General features: G+C 71.9%; 18 protein-coding genes. 14 read left to right on the top strand and 4 right to left on the bottom strand.

Features of this window, described 5'->3' with window-relative positions; genetic code table 11:
• Nucleotides 1-103 precede the first annotated feature (103 nt).
• The 6 genes from HHX30_RS42525 to HHX30_RS06260 all read left to right on the top strand — a co-directional run bounded on the left by HHX30_RS42525 (nucleotide 104) and on the right by HHX30_RS06260 (nucleotide 3916).
• Nucleotides 104-238 carry a hypothetical protein gene (locus HHX30_RS42525; protein ID WP_259401018.1) on the top strand — a complete coding sequence of 45 codons (135 nt, stop codon included), beginning with the start codon at nucleotides 104-106 and terminating at the stop codon, nucleotides 236-238.
• An 84-nt stretch (nucleotides 239-322) separates the two neighbouring features.
• Nucleotides 323-406: a putative leader peptide gene (locus HHX30_RS43675; RefSeq protein WP_357054749.1), complete on the top strand. Its 84-nt coding sequence runs from the start codon at nucleotides 323-325 to the stop codon at nucleotides 404-406.
• 146 nt (nucleotides 407-552) lie between these two features.
• On the top strand, nucleotides 553-2235 hold the full coding sequence (locus tag HHX30_RS06275; protein ID WP_169980309.1) for a nitrite/sulfite reductase: 1683 nt from the start codon (nucleotides 553-555) through the stop codon (nucleotides 2233-2235).
• Nucleotides 2199-2387 (top strand): Insertion element protein, encoded by a 189-nt coding sequence (locus tag HHX30_RS06270; protein ID WP_169980307.1) that lies wholly within the window; start codon nucleotides 2199-2201, stop codon nucleotides 2385-2387. Before HHX30_RS06275 ends, HHX30_RS06270 begins: the two co-directional genes overlap by 37 nt.
• Before the next feature lie 60 nt (nucleotides 2388-2447).
• Nucleotides 2448-3176 carry a phosphoadenylyl-sulfate reductase gene (locus HHX30_RS06265; protein ID WP_030505395.1) on the top strand — a complete coding sequence of 243 codons (729 nt, stop codon included), beginning with the start codon at nucleotides 2448-2450 and terminating at the stop codon, nucleotides 3174-3176.
• Nucleotides 3158-3916 (top strand): sirohydrochlorin chelatase, encoded by a 759-nt coding sequence (locus tag HHX30_RS06260; RefSeq protein WP_169980305.1) that lies wholly within the window; start codon nucleotides 3158-3160, stop codon nucleotides 3914-3916. The genes HHX30_RS06265 and HHX30_RS06260 overlap by 19 nt, the downstream gene beginning before the upstream one ends.
• A gap of 167 nt (nucleotides 3917-4083) precedes the next feature.
• Here the strand turns inward: HHX30_RS06260 and HHX30_RS41350 are convergent, their stop codons facing one another.
• On the bottom strand, nucleotides 4084-5376 hold the full coding sequence (locus HHX30_RS41350; protein ID WP_169980303.1) for a cellulose binding domain-containing protein: 1293 nt from the start codon (nucleotides 5374-5376) through the stop codon (nucleotides 4084-4086).
• 678 nt (nucleotides 5377-6054) lie between these two features.
• Entirely contained in the window at nucleotides 6055-6756 is a 702-nt protein-coding gene (locus tag HHX30_RS06250) for a DUF1707 domain-containing protein (protein WP_169980301.1), read from the bottom strand.
• A 131-nt stretch (nucleotides 6757-6887) separates the two neighbouring features.
• Here HHX30_RS06250 and HHX30_RS06245 point away from each other — a divergent pair, with 131 nt between their 5' ends.
• The 6 genes from HHX30_RS06245 to HHX30_RS06215 all read left to right on the top strand — a co-directional run bounded on the left by HHX30_RS06245 (nucleotide 6888) and on the right by HHX30_RS06215 (nucleotide 14359).
• On the top strand, nucleotides 6888-8426 hold the full coding sequence (locus HHX30_RS06245; RefSeq protein ID WP_311922135.1) for an ankyrin repeat domain-containing protein: 1539 nt from the start codon (nucleotides 6888-6890) through the stop codon (nucleotides 8424-8426).
• A gap of 96 nt (nucleotides 8427-8522) precedes the next feature.
• Nucleotides 8523-10169, top strand: a complete 1647-nt coding sequence (locus HHX30_RS06240) for an isovaleryl-CoA dehydrogenase (RefSeq protein ID WP_169980299.1) — start codon at nucleotides 8523-8525, stop codon at nucleotides 10167-10169.
• A gap of 88 nt (nucleotides 10170-10257) precedes the next feature.
• On the top strand, nucleotides 10258-10686 hold the full coding sequence (locus HHX30_RS06235) for an OsmC family protein (protein ID WP_169980297.1): 429 nt from the start codon (nucleotides 10258-10260) through the stop codon (nucleotides 10684-10686).
• Nucleotides 10687-10801: 115 nt separating this feature from the next.
• On the top strand, nucleotides 10802-12919 hold the full coding sequence (gene glgX, locus HHX30_RS06230; RefSeq protein WP_169980295.1) for a glycogen debranching protein GlgX: 2118 nt from the start codon (nucleotides 10802-10804) through the stop codon (nucleotides 12917-12919).
• 175 nt (nucleotides 12920-13094) lie between these two features.
• Complete coding sequence (locus HHX30_RS41345) at nucleotides 13095-14057, top strand: AzlC family ABC transporter permease (RefSeq protein WP_311922134.1); 963 nt, start codon at nucleotides 13095-13097, stop codon at nucleotides 14055-14057.
• Nucleotides 14054-14359: an AzlD domain-containing protein gene (locus tag HHX30_RS06215; RefSeq protein ID WP_169980293.1), complete on the top strand. Its 306-nt coding sequence runs from the start codon at nucleotides 14054-14056 to the stop codon at nucleotides 14357-14359. The genes HHX30_RS41345 and HHX30_RS06215 overlap by 4 nt, the downstream gene beginning before the upstream one ends.
• A gap of 78 nt (nucleotides 14360-14437) precedes the next feature.
• On the opposite strand, the gene HHX30_RS06210 is transcribed toward HHX30_RS06215, so the two are convergent.
• Both HHX30_RS06210 and HHX30_RS06205 read right to left on the bottom strand, forming a co-directional pair.
• Nucleotides 14438-15514, bottom strand: coding sequence for an ATP-dependent DNA ligase (locus HHX30_RS06210; protein WP_169980750.1), 1077 nt, complete (start codon nucleotides 15512-15514; stop codon nucleotides 14438-14440).
• Between the two features lie 16 nt (nucleotides 15515-15530).
• Nucleotides 15531-16268 (bottom strand): pyrimidine reductase family protein, encoded by a 738-nt coding sequence (locus tag HHX30_RS06205; RefSeq protein ID WP_169980291.1) that lies wholly within the window; start codon nucleotides 16266-16268, stop codon nucleotides 15531-15533.
• 238 nt (nucleotides 16269-16506) lie between these two features.
• On the opposite strand from HHX30_RS06205, the gene HHX30_RS06200 reads away from it, so the two are divergent.
• Together HHX30_RS06200 and HHX30_RS06195 are read left to right on the top strand one after the other, a co-directional pair.
• Nucleotides 16507-17454: a tyrosinase family protein gene (locus HHX30_RS06200; RefSeq protein WP_211591636.1), complete on the top strand. Its 948-nt coding sequence runs from the start codon at nucleotides 16507-16509 to the stop codon at nucleotides 17452-17454.
• Between the two features lie 237 nt (nucleotides 17455-17691).
• On the top strand, nucleotides 17692-18525 hold the full coding sequence (locus tag HHX30_RS06195; protein ID WP_169980287.1) for a class II glutamine amidotransferase: 834 nt from the start codon (nucleotides 17692-17694) through the stop codon (nucleotides 18523-18525).
• The last annotated feature ends 1 nt before the right edge of the window (nucleotide 18526 follow it).

Here is an 18526-nt window from a genome sequence, read left to right as displayed (position 1 = left end):
GCCCAGAATAGGGGCCCCTGCCCTCCTCTCGCGAGGATCGCTCACGAACCGTTCACCGTGCCCCCTTGTCATTCACCCGTGACAGGGGGTGAACAATGGAGACATGATCTGCCCAGCGTGCAGGGAGCACCGGCACGAGGAGTGCCGCGGCGGGTCCTGGTGCGACTGCCAGCACCAGGAGCCGTCCGAGAGGGACCGCGAGGCCGAGCCGCCGGAGAACTGGATGCGCAAGGGGTGACGACCCCGCGTCACATTGCCGTCACAATCCCGCATCCTGGACACGAACTTGGACATCCAGGATCTCAGAGGTATCGTTTGGGACATGCCAGCGGACCCGTTGCTCGTCGTGCGACGCCACGTCGATCTCCTGCGTGTCCGTAGCGCGATCTGTATCGACGCCGGCTGACCGTCGCCCTCCGCTGATCCATTCGGGCGCTCGGCCAGGCGTCGTTTTCGTATGCCCTCACACTCGACGGCGAGGTGAGAGGCCGCCTGCGCCGGGTCCCGCCGAACACCGATCTCAGACCGAGCCTCGGAGAAGGACGTGTGCCCATGAGCACCCCGGCCCGCCCGGCGAACCGCCATCACAAGCGCCCGCGTGGCGAAGGTCAGTGGGCTCTCGGTTACCGTGAGCCGCTGAACAAGAACGAGGAGAACAAGAAGGCCGACGACGGGCTGAACGTCCGCCAGCGCATCATCGACATCTACTCGAAGGGCGGCTTCGACTCCATCGACCCCGCCGACCTGCGCGGCCGCTTCCGCTGGTACGGCCTGTACACCCAGCGCAAGCCGGGCATCGACGGCGGCAAGACGGCCGTCCTGGAGCCCGAGGAGCTCGACGACCGCTACTTCATGATCCGCATCCGGACCGACGGCGGCCAGCTCAGCCTGGAGCAGCTCCGGGTGATCGCCGACGTCTCCAACGATTACGCCAGGGGCACCGCCGACGTCACCGACCGGCAGAACATCCAGCTCCACTGGGTGGAGATCGAGTCGGTGCCGGACATGTGGACGCGACTGGAGGCCGTGGGCCTGTCCACCACCGAGGCGTGCGGCGACACCCCGCGCGGCATGCTCGGCTGCCCCCTCGCGGGGATCGACGCCGACGAGGTGATCGACGGACGGCCCCAGCTCCAGGAGATCCGCGAGCGGTACATCGGCGATCCGGCGTTCTCCAACCTGCCGCGCAAGTTCAAGACCGCGATCAGCGGCTGCGCCGCGCACTGCACGGTCCACGAGATCAACGACATCGCGTTCGTCGGCGTGCAGAACGAGCAGGGCGAGGCCGGCTTCGACCTGTGGGTGGGCGGCGGCCTGTCGACCAACCCGATGTTCGCCAAGCGGCTCGGCGTGTTCGTCCGGCCCGAGCAGGCGCACGAGGTGTGGGCCGGGGTCACCGGCATCTTCCGCGACTACGGCTACCGCCGGCTGCGCGGCAGGGCGCGGCTGAAGTTCCTGATGAACGACTGGGGCCCGGAGAAGTTCCGCGAGGTGCTGCAGACCGAGTACCTCAAGTACGAGCTGCCCGACGGCCCGGCCCCCGCGGCGCCGCGGGGAGACCGGCGCGACCACGTCGGCGTCCACCTCCAGCGTGACGGCAACTACTACGTCGGCTTCGCGCCCCGGGTGGGCCGGCTCAGCGGCGACCTGCTGCACCGCATCGCCGACATCGCCGAGCGCCACGGGTCCGGCCGGGTGGCGACGACGGTCGAGCAGAAGATGGTCATCCTCGACGTCGCGCCCGACCGGGTGGAGTCCATCGTGGCCGAGCTGGAGGCCGCCGACCTGCGGGTCAACCCCTCCACGTTCCGTCGCCAGACGATGGCCTGCACCGGCATCGAGTACTGCAAGCTCGCGATCGTGGAGACCAAGAACGCCGCGTCGGAGCTGATCGACGAGCTGGAGCGGCGCCTGCCGGACTTCGCCGAGCCGCTGACCATCAACATCAACGGCTGCCCGAACTCCTGCGCCCGCATCCAGACGGCCGACATCGGCCTCAAGGGCCAGCTCGTGGTCAACGACAAGGGTGAGCAGGTCGAGGGCTACCAGGTGCACCTGGGCGGCTCGTTCGGCCTGAGCCCGAGCTTCGGCAGGAAGGTCCGCGGCCTCAAGACCACGGCCGAGGACCTGCCCGACTACGTCGAGCGGGTCGTACGCAACTACGAGAAGCAGAAGAACGAGGGCGAGTCCTTCGCCGAATGGGTCAAGCGCGCCGACGAGGCCGACCTCAAGTGACGACCGAGAGGGCGGCGCCGTTCTACTGCCCGTACTGCGGCGAGGAGGACCTGGAGCCCTACGTGACCGAGGAGGAGAGCCACGGATGGTACTGCAGGTCCTGCGCCCGCGCCTTCCGGGTGAAATTCCTCGGCCTCGGCGTGCGTTCGTGATCCCCGAAGGCTTTCGTCCAATCATCCGATGAATCAGTGAACGACGTGTGAGGAGTAACGATGTCGGTGGCGGAGATAGAGGCAGGACTGGAGCGGCAGCGGGTCACGCTGGACCTCCAGGGCATCGTGGAGTCCGCGGCGCGCTTCCTTGAGGACGCGCCCGCCCGGGAGATCATCCGCTGGGCCGCGGCCACCTTCGGCGACCGCCTCTGTCTCACCTCGTCGATGAGCGACGCCCTGCTGATCGACCTGGTCAGCAGGGTCAAGCCCGGCGTCGACGTGCTGTTCATCGACACCGGCTACCACTTCGCCGAGACCATCGGCACCCGGGACGCGGTCGAGGCGGTCTACCAGGTCAACGTGATCAACGTGAAGCCGTCCAGGACCGTCGAGGAGCAGGACCGCGACCTCGGGCCGCGCCTGTACGGGCGCAACCCCGACCTGTGCTGCTACCTGCGCAAGGTCGAGCCGCTCAACCGGGCGCTGGAGCCGTACCTCGCCTGGGTGTCGGGCATCCGCCGCGACGAGTCGCCCACCCGCGCGAACACCAAGGTCGTGGAGTGGGACGCCAAGCGGCAGATGGTGAAGGTCAACCCCATCGCCCGGTGGACCCAGGAGGACGTCGACAACTACATCGCCGACAACGGGGTCCTGATCAACCCGCTGCACTACGACGACTACCCCTCGATCGGCTGCGCCCCCTGCACCCGCCGCGTGGCGCCGGGCGAGGACCCGCGCAGCGGCCGCTGGGCCGGCCTCGGCAAGATCGAATGCGGCATCCACCTGTGACCGTCCCGCACGAAGGCGCGCCGCTGGTCGCGGTGGCGCACGGGTCCCGCGACCCGCGCGCCGCCGCGACCGTGGAGGCGCTGCTCGACGGCGTACGGCGGGCGCGGCCCGGCCTGGACGTCCGCGCCGCCTATCTCGACCACGCCACGCCCTCGCTGCCGCAGGCGCTGTCCGGGCTGGACGAGGCCGTCGTGCTCCCCCTGTTGCTCACCGCCGCCTACCACAGCCGCGTGGACATCCCGGCGGCGCTGCGGGAGGCGGCAGGCCGCGCCCCGCGCCTGCGGGCCGTCTGCGGCCCCACACTCGGCCCGCATCCGCTGCTCGTCCGGGCCCTCGAACGCCGCCTCGCCGAGGCCGGCGTGGAGATCGGCGACCCGGAGACGGCCGTGGTGCTCGTCTCGGCCGGCTCCAGCGACCGCCGGGCGAACGCGACGATCGCCGCCGTCGCCCGTGAGTGGGCGCGCACCCGCCCCTGGTGGTCGGTCACCGCCGCCTACGCCTCGGCCACGGCCCCCACGCCCTCGGACGAGGTCGTACGGCTGACGCGTGCGGGCGCCCCGAGGGTCGTGGTGGCGCCGTACCTGCTGGCCCCCGGCTATTTCGCCGACAAGGTGGAGCGCGACGCCCTGGAGGCCGGGGCGCACGCCGTGGCCGGCGTCCTCGGTCCCGCCCCCGAACTGGCCGCGCTCCTGCTCGAACGGCACGCCCAGGCCGTGCGCGCCGCCTCCGAGGCCGCCTGACGCCACAGTGGGATCACGCCTGTCGCGTGCGTGCCCGCGCCCGGGCCGTCGACGGTGGTAGCCCTGCGAAGCCGTGCGAGGCCGAAGGCGGCGAAGCGCGGCGGGCCGTCATCGGCTCCGGGGTCCGCCGCGCTCACTCTGAACACGCTACGGCGTGCCGGCAGGGATCACGGGCTGGTGCAGGTGAGGGTGGGGTTCGACGGCGTACCGGTGCCGAGGAAGCCGAACGTGCTCGAGCCGGACGCGGGGATCGAGCCGTTGTACGAAACGTTCGTCACTCTGACCGCGGAGCCGTTGGCGCTCAGCGTGCCGTTCCACAACTGGTTGATCGTCTGGCCGCCGCTCAGCGTCCAGCCGACGGTCCACCCGTTGATCGCCGAAGTGCCCGCCGTCACCGTGACCTCGCCCTGGAAGCCCCCGGACCACGAGTTCACCGTACGGTAGCTCGCCGTGCAGGCGCGCGACGTCGACGGGCTGGCGGACGGCGACGGCGACGGCGACGGCGACGGCGAGACCGACGGGCTCGCGGATGGCGATGTCGACGGGCTGGCGGACGGAGACGTGGACGGGCTCGCTGACGGAGACGATCCGCCCGGCGGCACGTACGGGCACTTGTTCCGGTACATCGAGACGTTGCCGGGGTCCGCCAGTTGCGGGCACAGGAACTGGGTGTACCGGGTGTCGTTGTCCAGGAAGATCTTCAACCAGGGGATCAGCACCCGCATCTCGGTGGTGTTCGCGCGGGTCGCGAACAGGTGGTCCACGCCGGTGATCTCCACCCACGCGCTCGGCGTCGAGGCCGGGATCGTGGTGTACAGCCCGTTGAGGTAGGACCGCGTGACGGTCGTGTCCCTCTCACCGGAGATGAACATCGTCGGCACGCGGTCGTTGTACAGGCTGTAGTCCCCGACGGGCGAGCCGGGCGCGAGCCCCACCGCGGCCTTCAGCGTGGGCCGCCGGAGCAGCGCGGACAGGACGCCGGCTCCGCCCGCGGAGTGGCCGATCACCGACAACCGGTTGGGGTCGACCCGGTCGCGCACCGCGCTGCGCTGGGTGAGGTAGTCCAGCGCGGCGAGCAGCTGGGTTCCCCGGGCGTCCGCGCTGTCGGTGCGGCTGTTGGTCTCGATCCCGATCACGACGAAGCCGAAGGACGCGAGCCAGGGGCCCATCCACGCTTCCTCGTTGGCGAACAGGGCGGAGTAGCCCGGCACGATCGCGACGCCGCCGAAGGTCCCCTGGCTGGTGTCCGTCGGGTAGTAGATCACACCGCTGGCGAAGCCGTTCCCGGCCGGCACGCTGACCTGCGCGGTGGCGAACGTCCCCCGGGTGGCCGACACACTGGCCAGGGTGGGGTCGGGACCCCGCTGATAGGGATTGTCGGCGGCCGATGCCGTGTGAGTCGCGATGGTCACCGAGAGCAGCCCGAGGACGACCACCGTCGCGGCCATCATGCGGTGCATCAAGCGGCGTCCCCGGCCTGGCCGCGGCCCGAGTCCGCCGGCGGCACCGTGTTCCGGAGACTCACTCACATGTCTTCGCACCGTTGTGTTCCTCCTTGTCGAGCTCTGACATAGAACGCCTCACCCCGGGCGCCGGCCACCGTGGTGGAGTGAAGCCCCGCGGTTTCCGGGGTGGAGGCGCCGAGGAGCTCCAGCCCGGTAGTGCGCCTGCCAGGTCGCAGGCGGCTCGCCAAGAGACTGTGCAGGGGGTTCGCCGAGGGCCGGCCCGGCTCGGAGGTGATGCTTGGCGGCGCCGACATCGCCGGTCGGGCGTGCCGGACCTCGATGCGTGGCCCGTAAGGGGCAGCCGTGACGTGGTGCCGCGGGGGTCGCAGGCAATCCGGTCGCTTCCGCGCGGGGCGTCCCGTTGTTAACGCTCACATTCTGTCTGCCGGTCGAGCCCCTCTCCGTTGGGGTGGGTGGCGGTGGTGTCGGGCGGAGCAAATACGAGACAGAGCGCCACTGTCAAGCGCCCGGCGCACCCGTTCGCGTCGACCCCATGATTCCGAGCGTGGGCTGACTGGGCGTTGTCGCGAGGCGGCTCAACGGATCGGCGTTACCCGTGGTGAAATTTTCATTCATGCCGCGAAGGAACTCGCCGCCGGGCACGGCGGGCCGGCCGGACCAGGGAGGCCCGGATCAGTGCAGGCCGTGGTGGCGGCGGTCGGGGAGGTCGTATCCGCCGTAGCCCGGGCTCCGGCGGCGCTCCTGCCACCACTCGCTCCACGCGTGCCAGCCGCGCTTGATCGGCTTGGCCCGGGAGTCGCCGATGATCTTCACGTCGCCCATGAGCACGTACGCCGTGACCTTGACGACGGGAGCGGACTGGCCACGCGGGGCCTCGACCACCTGGACCTTCTTGTCCCCCATGATCGTGACGCCGGAGAGCTGGACGTCGACGCCGTCCGGCACGATGATCTTCACGTCACCCATCACGCAGGTGGCGACGATGTCCACCTCACGCCCGCGCACCTCGGCCTCGCGCAGGTCGAGGACCACGTCGCCCATCACGCAGACCGCGCCGAGGCCGTCGTCGATCCGCCACGTGCCGGTCCTCTTGGCGTCGCCCATCACCGCCACGATCCACTTGCGCGCCCTGCTGAGCGGGGCGGCCGGCGCCACAGGAGCGGGGGCGGAGACGGGGGTGGAGACGGGGGTGGCACCCGGCAGGTCGGCGGTGATCTGGGCGAGTTCGCCGTGGGTCTGCGCCAGGTAGGCGGCCTCGGTACGCTCGGTCAGTTCGGCGAGGGTCAGCCGTCCCTCCGTGGACGCCACCCGCAGTCGCTCCACCACGGACTCGCGTTCGGCGTCGGATGCCCGCATTCCACCCGGATCAGTCACGCCCTTCACCGTATCCCGGCCGGCGCCGCTCCCCCATCCTCCTCGGGAACGATCCCGCAACCGTCCCCGGGGTGCGGCGGGAGGACGATCCCTGACGACGACGCCGCCCGGGGCTGTGTGAGCATGGAAACGTGACCCGCAGCAGGTTGCTCGAGGCGATAGCGGGAGGGGACGTCGCGCGGGTGGCGGCGATGCTGCACCCGGACACCGCCGTGAACCCCGCTCAGGGAACGACGCCGCTCTACCGGGCGGCCGTCGCCGGTCACCACGACATCGTCAGGCTGCTGCTGGAGTACGGCGCCGACCCCGACCGGCCGAGCGGGGGGCACGAGGAGGGCCTTCCGCTCTGCGCCGCGGCGTGCTGGGACCACGCCGAGACCGTGCAGGCGCTGCTCGACGGCGGCGCCGACCCCGACGCGGCGGAGGAGGGCGGCTGGACGGCCCTGCTGTGGGCCTCGGCCAACGGCAACCTCGAGTCGGCCGACATCCTGCTCGACGCGGGGGCCGACCCCGGCCGGGCCGACGACGACGGCGACACCCCGCTGACGCTGGCCGCGATCTTCGGGGCGTACGGGATCGTCTGGTCGCTGCTCGAGCACGGCGCCGACCCGTCCGCGCCCGGCTGGGACGGCGCGACCCCGCTGGAGATCGCCACACGCCTCGCGGCGGTGGATCTCGAAGCCATGTTGCGCGAGGAGGTCTCCGCGAGGGTGGAGGGCGAGCACACCGTGCTGGTGGCGCACGGCTCCGCGCCGGACGGCACCCGGCGGGTCACGGTCGAGGCGCGAGGCGCCGACGGCGGCTACTCGATCACCCGCCAGCGCGGGCATGCCGCCGTCGCGACGGTCCTGGAGTCGGCGCTCGGCCTGCGGCCGCCCGCGGATGCGCTCCTCAGGCGCGTGCTGCCGTACCGCGACCTGGACGAGGACGACGAGACGTGGTGGGCCGCCGTCCACGCGCTGCAGTCCCGCCACGATGAGGAGACCTTCCTCGCGCTGGCCCGGCTGTGCGAGAGCGACGACCCGGTGGAGCGGGAGTTCGGTGTCGACGTGCTCGCGGAGTTCGGCCAGGAGACGCGGCCCGGCCGGGAGGCGGTGCGGGAGACGTGGATCGGCCAGGAATCGGGGCCCGGCCGGGACGCGGGGCGCGCTCCCGACCGGGACCGCACTCTGACGATCCTCCGCGACATGGCCCGGCAAGAGATCGAGCCGGCGGTCGTCGAGGCGCTGCTGCACGCGTTCGGCCACCACGCCGACGAGCGGGCGCTCCCCGAGGTGCTGAGCATCGTCAACAGCCCGGGCCGGAAGCCGACCGCCCACGATCCCATCGCGCTCGCCGCGGTCCTGCCTCCGGACGACGAGGACGGGCTGGCCACGCTGATCCGGCTGAGCGAGTGCCCCGACGACGAGGTGCGCGACTGGGCGACGATGGGTATCGCGGGCCTGTCCGCCGACACCGCCCGCATCAGGGACGCCCTGATCACGCGGCTGGCGGACCGCGATCTGACGACGGTGGCCGAGGCCGCGCGGGGCCTGGCCGGGCGCGGGGACCGGCGCGCGCTCGACGGCATCCACCGGGTGCTGTGCGAGGCGGGGGCCGACCAGGACTACGCGCGCGATCTCGCCTTGGAGGCGGCCCAGGAGCTCGGTCTGGAGATCTCGGGCGCCTGACCGGACCCGGACTCCGCCCGGTGTTTGTCCCGGCCGCGCGGAGTGTTGAGATGGAGTCCCAGCAATAACGGACTCCCCGCATCGTGGACGTCCCGCATGGACGAGTCACGGCATCGACCGCAGGAGGACCCAGTGACCCACGACGTGACCAACCAGGTGCCCCAGCTGACCGGCCACGACGTCTCGGCCGATCACGCGCTGCTGGAGGGGCTCGCCAGGGAAGGGGCGGACTGGGCGACCGGAGAGCTGCGTCAGCTCGGCCTGCTGGCCGGCTCGGCGAAGGCGCAGGAGTGGGGGCGGCTGGCCAACGAGCACCCGCCCGTCCTGCGCACCCACGACCGGTACGGCAACAGGATCGACGAGGTCGAGTTCCACCCGGCCTGGCACGAGCTCATGGCGGTCGCGGTCGAGAGCGGCGCGCACGCCGCCCCCTGGACGTCGGCACGGCCGGGGGCGCACGTCGCCAGGGCCGCCAAGTTCTTCACCTGGTCCCAGGTCGAGGCCGGGCACGGCTGCCCGATCTCCATGACGTACGCCGCCGTGGCCGCGCTGCGGCACTCGCCGTCGCTGCGGGCGGAGTGGGAGCCGCTGCTGGCCTCCCGGACGTACGACTTCGGGCTGCGCCCGCCGCAGGAGAAGCGGGGCGTGCTGGCCGGGATGGCGATGACCGAGAAACAGGGCGGCTCCGACGTGCGGGCCAACACCACCCGTGCCGAGCCGCTGGGCGACGGCAGCTTCGCCCTGACCGGCCACAAGTGGTTCAACTCCGCCCCGATGTGCGACGTGTTCCTGGTGCTGGCGCAGGCCCCGGGCGGGCTGTCGTGCTTCCTGCTCCCCCGCGTGCTGCCCGACGGCACCCGCAACGCGATGCGGCTGATGCGGCTGAAGGACAAGCTCGGCAATCGGTCGAACGCCTCCGCCGAGGTCGAGTACGACGGCGCCGTCGCCTTCCTCGTCGGCGAGGAGGGCCGGGGCGTCCGCACGATCATCGAGATGGTGAACATGACCAGGCTCGACTGCGTGATCGGTTCGGCCGCCGGCATGCGGTACGGGCTGACGCAGGCGCTCCACCACGCCCGTCACCGCGAGGCGTTCGGCCGGACGCTGGCCGAGCAGCCGCTGATGCGCTCCGTGCTCGCCGACCTGGCGCTGGAGTCCGAGGCGGCGACCACGCTCATGACGCGCCTGGCGGGGGCGACCGACCGGGCGATCCGGGGCGACGCGGCCGAGGGCCTGTTCCGGCGGGCCGCGCTCGCCGCCGCCAAATACTGGGTGTGCAAGCGGGCGCCGGTCCACGCGGCCGAGGCGCTGGAGTGCCTCGGGGGCAACGGCTACGTCGAGGAGTCGCAGATGCCCCGGCTGTTCCGCGAGTCGCCGCTGAACGGCATCTGGGAGGGCTCGGGCAACGTGGCCGCCCTCGACCTCATGCGGGTGCTGGCCAGGGAGCCGGAGGCGGTCGAGGCGTTCTTCGCCGAGGTGGCGGCGGCCGAGGACAGACGGGTCGCCGACGCGGCCGAGCGGGCGCTCAAGACGCTCGCCTCGGCGGGAGAGGCGGACGCGCGCCGGGTGGCCGAGGAGATGGCGCTGGTCCTGCAGGCGTCCCTGCTCGTACGGCACGCCCCCGCCGCGGTGGCCGACGCGTTCTGCGCCTCGCGCCTGTCCGGCGACTGGGGGCGCGCCTTCGGCACGCTGCCGACCGGCCTCGACCTCGATGCGATCCTCGACCGCGCGGCGCCGGCGTGAGCCGACCGGCCATGCCGGTGAGCCCGGCGCACCGGCGGCGGCGTTAAGGTCACTGTGGATAGGCTCCGCTTACTGAAGGGATATCGCCATGGCGACCACTCGTACCGCGACGACGCAGTGGAAGGGCGCGCTGCTCGACGGTTCGGGCACCGTCTCGCTCGACTCCTCCGGCGTCGGCACCTTCGACGTCTCCTGGCCCTCCCGGGCCGAGCAGGCCAACGGCAAGACGAGCCCGGAGGAGCTGATCGCGGCCGCCCACTCCTCGTGCTTCTCGATGGCCCTGTCCCACGGCCTGGCCCAGGCGGGCACCCCGCCGCAGTCGGTCGAGACCCGGGCGGACGTGACCTTCCAGCCCGGTGAGGGCATCACCGGCATCGTGATCTCCGTGCGGGCCCAGGTGCCCGGCATCTCGGCCGAGGACTTCCAGCAGGCCGCCGAGACGGCCAAGGCGAACTGCCCGGTGAGCAAGGCGCTCGCCGGCACGACGATCAGCCTCAAGGCCGAACTCGTCGGCTGAGCGTCAGCGGGGAGCCCCCGCCGGACCCGGTCCGGCGGGGGCTCCCGCGTTCCCGGGCGAGAGCAGGGGTCGTCGCGGGTGCACGATTCGCCCCGGCAGTGGAGAATGAGGTTACATGCGCGAGGTTTGGCCTGGAGAGCCCTACCCGCTCGGCGCCACCTGGGATGGTGTGGGCACCAACTTCTCGGTGTTCTCGGAGGCGGCCGAGCGGGTCGAGCTGTGCCTGTACGACGACAGAGGCGGGGAGACCCGCGTCGATCTGCCCGAGGTCGACGGGTTCGTCTGGCACGGGTACGTGCCGGGGATCATGCCCGGACAGCGGTACGGCTTCCGCGTGCACGGGCCCTACCGGCCCGAGCACGGGCACCGGTGCAATCCGTCCAAGCTGCTGCTCGACCCGTACGCCAAGGCGATCGAGGGCTCGGTGCGGTGGAACCAGTCGCTGTTCTCCTACCAGTTCGCCGACCCCGGCCGGCTCAACACCGAGGACTCCGCGCCGTACATGCCGAAGAACGTGGTCGTGAACCCGTTCTTCGAATGGGGCAACGACCGGCCGCCCCGCACGCCGTACCACGAGACGGTGATCTACGAGGCGCACGTGCGCGGCCTGACCATGCGCCATCCCTCCGTCCCGGAGGGGCAGCGGGGCACCTACGCCGGGCTCGCGCACCCGGCCGTGATCGACCACCTCCTGTCGATCGGCGTCACGGCGGTCGAGCTCATGCCCGTCCACCAGTTCGTTCCCGAGCACTTCCTGGTGGCCAGGGGGCTGACCAACTACTGGGGCTACAACACGATCGCCTACATGGCGCCGCACAACACGTACGCCAGTTCCGGGCAGCGCGGGGAGCAGGTCCAGGAGTTCAAGGCGATGGTGCGCGCCCTGCACGAGGCGGGCATCGAGGTGATCCTCGACGTGGTCTACAACCACACCGCCGAGGGCGACCACATGGGCCCGACGCTGGGCTTCCGCGGCATCGACAACGTCGCCTACTACCGCCTGCGCGAGGAGGACCGCCGCTACTACCTCGACTACACCGGGTGCGGCAACTCGCTGAACGTCCGCTCGCCCCACGCGCTCCAGCTGATCATGGACTCGCTGCGCTACTGGGTGCTCGACATGCACGTGGACGGTTTCCGCTTCGACCTCGCCGCCGCCCTGGCGCGGGAGCTGCACGACGTGGACCGGCTGAGCGCGTTCTTCGACCTCATCCAGCAGGACCCGGTGATCTCGCAGGTCAAGCTGATCGCCGAGCCGTGGGACGTCGGCCCCGGCGGTTACCAGGTCGGCAACTTCCCGCCGTTGTGGACCGAGTGGAACGGCAAGTACCGCGACTCCGTGCGGGACTTCTGGCGTGGCGCCTCCCAGACGCTGCCCGAGTTCGCCTCGCGCCTGGCCGGGTCGAGCGACCTGTACGCCAGCAGCGGCCGCCGCCCGGTGGCCTCGATCAACTTCGTCACCGCCCACGACGGGTTCACCCTCACCGATCTCGTCTCCTACGACCACAAGCACAACGAGGCCAACGGCGAGGGCAACCGCGACGGCACCGACGACAACCGCTCCTGGAACTGCGGCGCCGAGGGCCCGGTGGAGGACCCGGCGATCGTGCGGCTGCGCCGGCGGCAGCGGCGCAACCTCCTCGCCACGCTGTTCGTGTCCCAGGGCGTGCCGATGCTGCTGGCGGGCGACGAGTTCGGCCGCACCCAGCACGGCAACAACAACGCCTACTGCCAGGACAACGACGTCTCCTGGATCGACTGGTCGCTGCTGCGGCAGGAGGACGACCTGCTGGACTTCGTCCGCCGCCTGGCCGCCTTACGACGGGCGCATCCCGTGTTCCGGCGGCGCCGGTTCTTCCACGGCCGCACGGTCGGGGGCGGCAGCAGGGACATCGTCTGGCTCACGCCCTCGGGCACGGAGATGGCCGACAGCGACTGGCACACGGGATACGCGAAATCGCTGGGGGTGTACGTCAACGGCGAGGCGATCGGCGAGCCCGGCCCGCGCGGCGAGCGGATCAGGGACGAGACGTTCCTGCTGCTGATCAACGCGCACCACGAGAGCCTGACGTTCGCCCTTCCCGGCGCGGAGCTGGGGGCCGCCTGGCGTCCCGTCCTCGACACCGCCGACGAGAGCGTCCACGACGACCCGTACGCCGAGGAGAGCCTGCCCGCCGGGGCCAAGGTCTGCGTCGCCGACCGGTCCATGCAGATCCTGGTCTGCGCCGGCTGATCTACGCGCGCCGCGCATGGGCGGCCGGTCCCGGGTGGGCACCGTACGGCCGTGCGCGGGCCGCCTCGGCGGGTCTGTGGTGGACCCGTTGTGCCCGCCCCGCGTGACCGTTGGGACGAACGCGGCACTGACCCCCATAAGGGACTATCCCGCCCAGTTCGTTACCCTCAGGCGGGTGACCAGGACATCAGTGCAGGCCGGCCTGCCGCCGAAGCCCCGGGCGGCGGTGGTGCGGGACGCCCTCGGGGTGGGCACGGCCGTCGGCCTGTCCGGCTTCGCGTTCGGCGTCACCTCGGCGGGCGCGGGGATGAGCGTCGTGCAGACCTGCGTGCTGTCGCTGTTCGTGTTCACCGGGGCGTCCCAGTTCGCGCTGGTGGGCGCGCTCGGCACCGGCGGGAACCCGCTCGCCGCCGCGGCCGGGGCGCTGCTGCTCGGCGTCCGCAACGCCTTCTACGGGCTGCGGCTGTCGCAGTTGCTGGGGCTCCCCGCGGCGGTCCGTCCGTTCGCCGCGCAGTGGGTGATCGACGAGACCTCCGCCGTGGCCCTGGCCCAGTCCGACCGGCGCCTGGCCCGGCTCGGGTTCACGGTCACCGGGGCCAGCCTGTACGCCGGCTGGAACATCACCACGTTCCTGGGCGCGCTGGGCGCCTCCGCGCTGGGCGACCCGGCGGCCTGGGGGCTCGACGTCGCCGGCCCGGCCGTCTTCCTCGCCCTGCTCCTCCCCATGCTCCGGGGCCGCTCCGCCGCGCCCGATGTTTCCGCGCCCGACGTTTCCGGGCCCGATGCCTCCGGGCCCGATGCTTTCGTCCCCGGCGGCGTTGCCGGCGAGCGGCCGGTCGCGAAGACGGGCCCGGCGGGCACAGGTACGCCCGGAGGCACGTCCCGGGGCACGTCCGGGAGCACGTCCGGGAGCACGTCCGGGAGCACGTCCGGGAGCACGTCCGGGAGCACGGCCTTCCCGCGGCAGGAGGCGTCGGTGGCGGCGCTGGCCGTCGTGCTGGCCCTCGCCTGCGTGCCGTTCGTGCCCGCGGGCGTGCCGGTGCTGGTGGCCGTGCTCGCCGCACCGGCCGTGCTCGCCGTGTCCCGGCTCCTTGCCCGCCGCCGTGCCCGCCGCTCGCCTCAAGGAGGACGCCGATGATCTGGGCCGCGATCGTGGTCACCGCCGCCGGGTGCTACGCGGTGAAGCTCCTCGGGCTCTCAGTGCCGGCGGCGGTGCTCAAACGGCCGCTCGTACGCAGGCTGGCCGCGCTGGTGCCGATCGCGGCGCTGGCCGCGCTGATCGCCCTGCAGACCTTCGCCGACGGCGGCACGCTCGTCGTCGACGCCCGGGCCGCCGGGCTCGCGGCGGCGGCCGTGGCCCTGCTGCTGCGCGCGCCGTTCCTGGTGATCGTCGCGGTCGCCGTCGTCGTCACCGCCGCCGTCCGCGCCCTAACCGGCTGACCCGCCGCCCCGGCCAGAACCGGCCAGGACCGGGCCGTACGCCGCGCGCGTGGCGCGCCCGGTGCCGCGGCGGGACGGTCAGCGGGCGAGGATCTTGTCGAGGTCGTAGCTCACCGGGCGGTCGAGCTGCTCGTAGGTGCAGGACGCGGGAGTGCGGTCCGGCCGCCAGCGGCGGAACTGGGCGGTGTGGCGGAACCGGTCGCCCTCCATGTGGTCGTAGGCCACCTCGACCACCCGTTCGGGCCGCAGCGGGATGAACGACAGATCCTTCTTGGCGTTCCACCGCGACACGGCGCCGGGCAGGCGCTGGCCCTCGGCGCCGCCCGCGGCGACCTCGGCCCAGTGTCCCCACGGATGCTCGCTCAGGTCCCGCACCCGGTACGGCGCGAGCTCCTCGACGAGCTCCTCACGGCGCTTCATCGGGAACGACGCCGCGACGCCCACATGGTGCAGGCGGCCGTCCGGTGAGTAGAGCCCGAGCAGCAGCGACCCGACGACCGGCCCGGACTTGTGCTCGCGGTAACCCGCCACCACGCAGTCGGCCGTCCGCTCGTGCTTGACCTTGAACATCACGCGCTTGTCCGGCGTGTACGGCTGGTCGCCCGGCTTCACGACGATGCCGTCGAGTCCGGCGCCCTCGAACGCGTCGAACCACTCGGCGGCCCGGCCCTCGTCCTGGGTGACCGGCGTGAGCCGTACGGACCGGCCCGCGCCCGCCAGCGTCTCCTCCAGCCGCGCCCTCCGCTCGGAGAACGGCGCCTCCATGAGGTCCTCCGTCGCGGTGGCGAGCAGGTCGAAGGCGACGAACGACGCGGGCGTGTTCTCGGCCAGCAGCCGCACCCGCGACTGGGCGGGATGGATGCGCTGCTGCAGCGCGTCGAAGTCGAGCGACTGTCCCCTGATCAGCACGATCTCGCCGTCCACCACGCACTTGGGCGGCAGCTCCCGCCTGACGGCCTCGACCAGCTCGGGGAAGTAGCGCGTGAAGGGCCGCTCGTTCCTGCTGCCCAGGAAGACCTCGTCGCCGTCCCGGAAGACGATGCAGCGGAAGCCGTCCCACTTCGGCTCGTAGTAGAGCGTGCCGTCCTGCTTCGGCAGCGCCTTGACGGCCTTGGCGAGCATCGGCGCGACCGGCGGCACGACCGGCAGCTCCAGGTCGGGAATCTGCGGCTCAACCGGAAGCTTCATCCTGCGTCTCCCTGATGTATCGGCAGAAGAGGAAGCCGTCCTCCTCGAGCACCTGGGCGAGGGTCAGCGGCGTGTGCGATGCGACGCCGTCCAGTATGCGCGCCGCGTCGCCGCCGGTCAGCAGCGGACTCACGGTCAGCGCCAGTTCGTCGACCAGGCCGGCGGCGGCGAGCTGCGCGTTCACCCGGGGGCCGCCCTCGCACAGGACGCGGCCGAGCCCCCGGTCGCGCAGCTCGCTCACGGCGGTCGCGAGATCGACCGCCTCGTCGCCCGCGACGATCAGGTCGGCCCGCCCCGCCGCCTCCTCGCGCCGGTCCTTCGGCGCCGACTCCGTCGTGATCACGATCGTCCGGGCGTACGGCTCGGTCTCGGTGAACAGCGGGGCCTCGAGGTCGAGGTCGAGGCGGCGGGTGACGACGGCGATGGGCGGCGCCGGGGGCCTGCCCTCCCGCAGGGCCCGCCACGACTCTCGGGGGCGGGCCGGGCGGTATCCCTCCGTGCGGACCGTCGCGGCCCCGGCCAGCACCACGTCGGCCAGGCCGCGCAGCAGTCCGAAGATCCGCTTGTCGGCCCGGCCGGACAGGCCCTCCGAATGGCCCTCGACCCAGGCCGCGCCGTCGGCGCTGGCCACCATGTTGAGGCGCAGCCAGTGGTCGCGCGGGTAGGCGTAGGCGGCGGGGATGTCCGGCTCGTCCTCGGAGTAGGGGTGGATGCGGCGCACGCTTCCTACAGTGGCACACCGCACCGACAAGACCGCCCACGACGCCCCGGCCCACGCTCGTCGCCGCAGCGGCCACCCACGCCCCGCTCCGACTCACCGCCACGACCACCGCCACCGCCACGGGCGCTTTGTCCCGCGGCCGACACGGCCCGAAATTCACGGCCCGGCGGCTTTCTCGTTCTAGTCTTTGCGCCGGTCGGACCAGGCCACGGGACGCGGCGAAATCCGGGGGGCGGAAATGCGGGGGCCGAGCAGGCGGGAGATGCTGGCATCGGCGTTGTGGGGCACGGCGGCGATGGCGCTGGGGACGGGCGGGACGGCGGCGCACGCGGACCCGGCCCGGCCGCCGGCCCGCCTACGAGCCGGTGACATGACCACCCGCCGACGGGTCGGCGACATGACCACAGGCCGACGGGCCGGTGACATGACCACCCGCCGGCGGGTCGGCGACATGACCACCGCGCAGTGGGCGGCGTTCGTCCGGGCGGTGCGCGCGCTCAAGGCGCGGGGAACCTACGACGCGCTGGTCGGGACCTACGCGGACGGCTTCGCGGCCACCCATGCCAACGGCTACTTCCTGCCCTGGCAGCGCAGATACCTCCTGCACTTCGAGCGGGAACTCCGGCGCGTCGATCCGGCCGTGTCCGTGCCGTACTGGGACTGGCCCCTCGACGGCCGGGCGCCGGCGCGCTCGGCGGTGCTGTCGAAGGAGTATTTCGGGGGGAACGGAAGCGCCGCGCGCGATCACGCCGTGATCGACGGCGCGTTCGCGGGGTGGACCGCCAAGATCCCGCGTACTCATCCGCTCCGGCGTTCCTATGCCGACGGCGAGACGATTCCCGCGTGGGGCACCCCCGAGGTCATCGCGAACATGCTGAAGAATCCGAGTTTCCAGGTGTTCAACATGCAGCTGGAAATCCACATCGGAGCGGTGCAGATGGGCATCGGCGGCGATTTGGCCCAGCCCGCCGCCCCGAACGACCCCCTCTACTGGGTCGTCGCCTGCTTCGGCGACCTGCTGTGGCACATGTGGCGCTCCCGGCATCCCGGTGCCCCGATCCGGTCGGCGTACGGGAACGTCACCGAGGAGAGCCGGCTGCCGCGGTACGGCGACACGGTAGCGGGCGTCCTGGACATCGAGAAGCTGGGCTACCACTACGACGGGGCGTGGCCGCGCACCCGCTGACGCCGAGCCCCCTCCCCCTCCGCCCGAGCGGAGAGCCTCACCGCGCGTACAACCGGCGCGGATGGGAACGGCAGGCAGAGGGGGCCGTGGCGATGAGGCTCGATCGTCGGGCGTCCGACGAGCCCGGAGCCGATCGAGCGGAAGCGGGTCGTACCGCCGCGGCCCCGCCCGCACGGGACGCCGGCCGATGTGACGGGGCTGAGGCGGCGGGACCGCTGTGACGGGGGGACAGGACACATGTGCCGCTGGCTGACCTACACCGGCTCGCCGATCGCCCTGGAGAAACTGCTCTACGAGCCGGAGAACTCACTGATCGACCAGAGTCTCCACGCGAGGTACGGCGAGGAGACGGTGAACGGCGACGGGTTCGGCGTCGGCTACTACAGCGACGGCGGCGTGCCGCCCGCGGTGTTCAAGGACACCAAGCCCGCGTGGGGCGACCGCAACCTCCGCGAACTCGCCCGCCACGTCCAGTCGCCGCTGTTCATGGCGCATGTGCGCGCGTCCTCCGGAACGGCGATACAGCAGACGAACTGCCATCCGTTCAGGTACGGCCCCTGGTTGTGGATGCACAACGGCGCGATCTGCGAGTTCGGCCGTCTCAAACGGGATCTCGTCCTGGCCGTCGCCCCGGACCTGTTCCCGGCGATCGAGGGGTCCACGGACTCGGAGGTCATGTTCTTCCTGGCGCTCACGCTGGGGCTGCGCGAGGACCCGCCGGGGGCGGTGGAGCGGATGGCCGGTCTCGTGGAGCGGACGGCGCGCCGGCACGACGTGGACAACCCGCTCCAGATGTCGCTGGCCGCGTCGAACGGGGAGTGCGTGTGGTCTTTCCGCTACTCCAGCGACGGTCGTTCGCGGTCGCTCTTCCACAGCGCGAACACCCAGACTCTCCGGCACCTGCATCCGGAGGTGTTCGGGTCGGTGGATCTCTCCGACGACGCGCGGCTCGTCGTGTCCGAGCCCCTGCGTGACCTGCCCGGCATGTGGCTGGAGGTTCCGGAGTCGACGTACACGGTCGTCAAACCGAGTTTTTTCGATATGCACCCATTCAGACCAGTTACGCCCTGAA

This window comes from Microbispora sp. H10836, assembly GCF_012999525.1.
Lineage (GTDB): Bacteria > Actinomycetota > Actinomycetes > Streptosporangiales > Streptosporangiaceae > Microbispora.
Note: the sequence above shows the minus strand (reverse complement) of the source record. Positions and strands in the feature narration are given on the sequence as shown.

Excerpts from the sequence above, each read along its gene's own strand:
- HHX30_RS42525 (WP_259401018.1), top strand. The coding sequence starts at position 104 with ATGATCTGCCCAGCGTGCAGGGAGCACCGGCACGAGGAGTGCCGCGGC.
- HHX30_RS43675 (WP_357054749.1), top strand. The coding sequence starts at position 323 with ATGCCAGCGGACCCGTTGCTCGTCGTGCGACGCCACGTCGATCTCCTG.
- HHX30_RS06275 (WP_169980309.1), top strand. The coding sequence starts at position 553 with ATGAGCACCCCGGCCCGCCCGGCGAACCGCCATCACAAGCGCCCGCGT.
- HHX30_RS06270 (WP_169980307.1), top strand. The coding sequence starts at position 2,199 with ATGGGTCAAGCGCGCCGACGAGGCCGACCTCAAGTGACGACCGAGAGG.
- HHX30_RS06265 (WP_030505395.1), top strand. The coding sequence starts at position 2,448 with ATGTCGGTGGCGGAGATAGAGGCAGGACTGGAGCGGCAGCGGGTCACG.
- HHX30_RS06260 (WP_169980305.1), top strand. The coding sequence starts at position 3,158 with ATGCGGCATCCACCTGTGACCGTCCCGCACGAAGGCGCGCCGCTGGTC.
- HHX30_RS41350 (WP_169980303.1), bottom strand. The coding sequence starts at position 5,376 with ATGCACCGCATGATGGCCGCGACGGTGGTCGTCCTCGGGCTGCTCTCG.
- HHX30_RS06240 (WP_169980299.1), top strand. The coding sequence starts at position 8,523 with ATGGACGAGTCACGGCATCGACCGCAGGAGGACCCAGTGACCCACGAC.
- HHX30_RS06235 (WP_169980297.1), top strand. The coding sequence starts at position 10,258 with ATGGCGACCACTCGTACCGCGACGACGCAGTGGAAGGGCGCGCTGCTC.
- glgX (WP_169980295.1), top strand. The coding sequence starts at position 10,802 with ATGCGCGAGGTTTGGCCTGGAGAGCCCTACCCGCTCGGCGCCACCTGG.
- HHX30_RS06215 (WP_169980293.1), top strand. The coding sequence starts at position 14,054 with ATGATCTGGGCCGCGATCGTGGTCACCGCCGCCGGGTGCTACGCGGTG.
- HHX30_RS06200 (WP_211591636.1), top strand. The coding sequence starts at position 16,507 with ATGCGGGGGCCGAGCAGGCGGGAGATGCTGGCATCGGCGTTGTGGGGC.
- HHX30_RS06195 (WP_169980287.1), top strand. The coding sequence starts at position 17,692 with ATGTGCCGCTGGCTGACCTACACCGGCTCGCCGATCGCCCTGGAGAAA.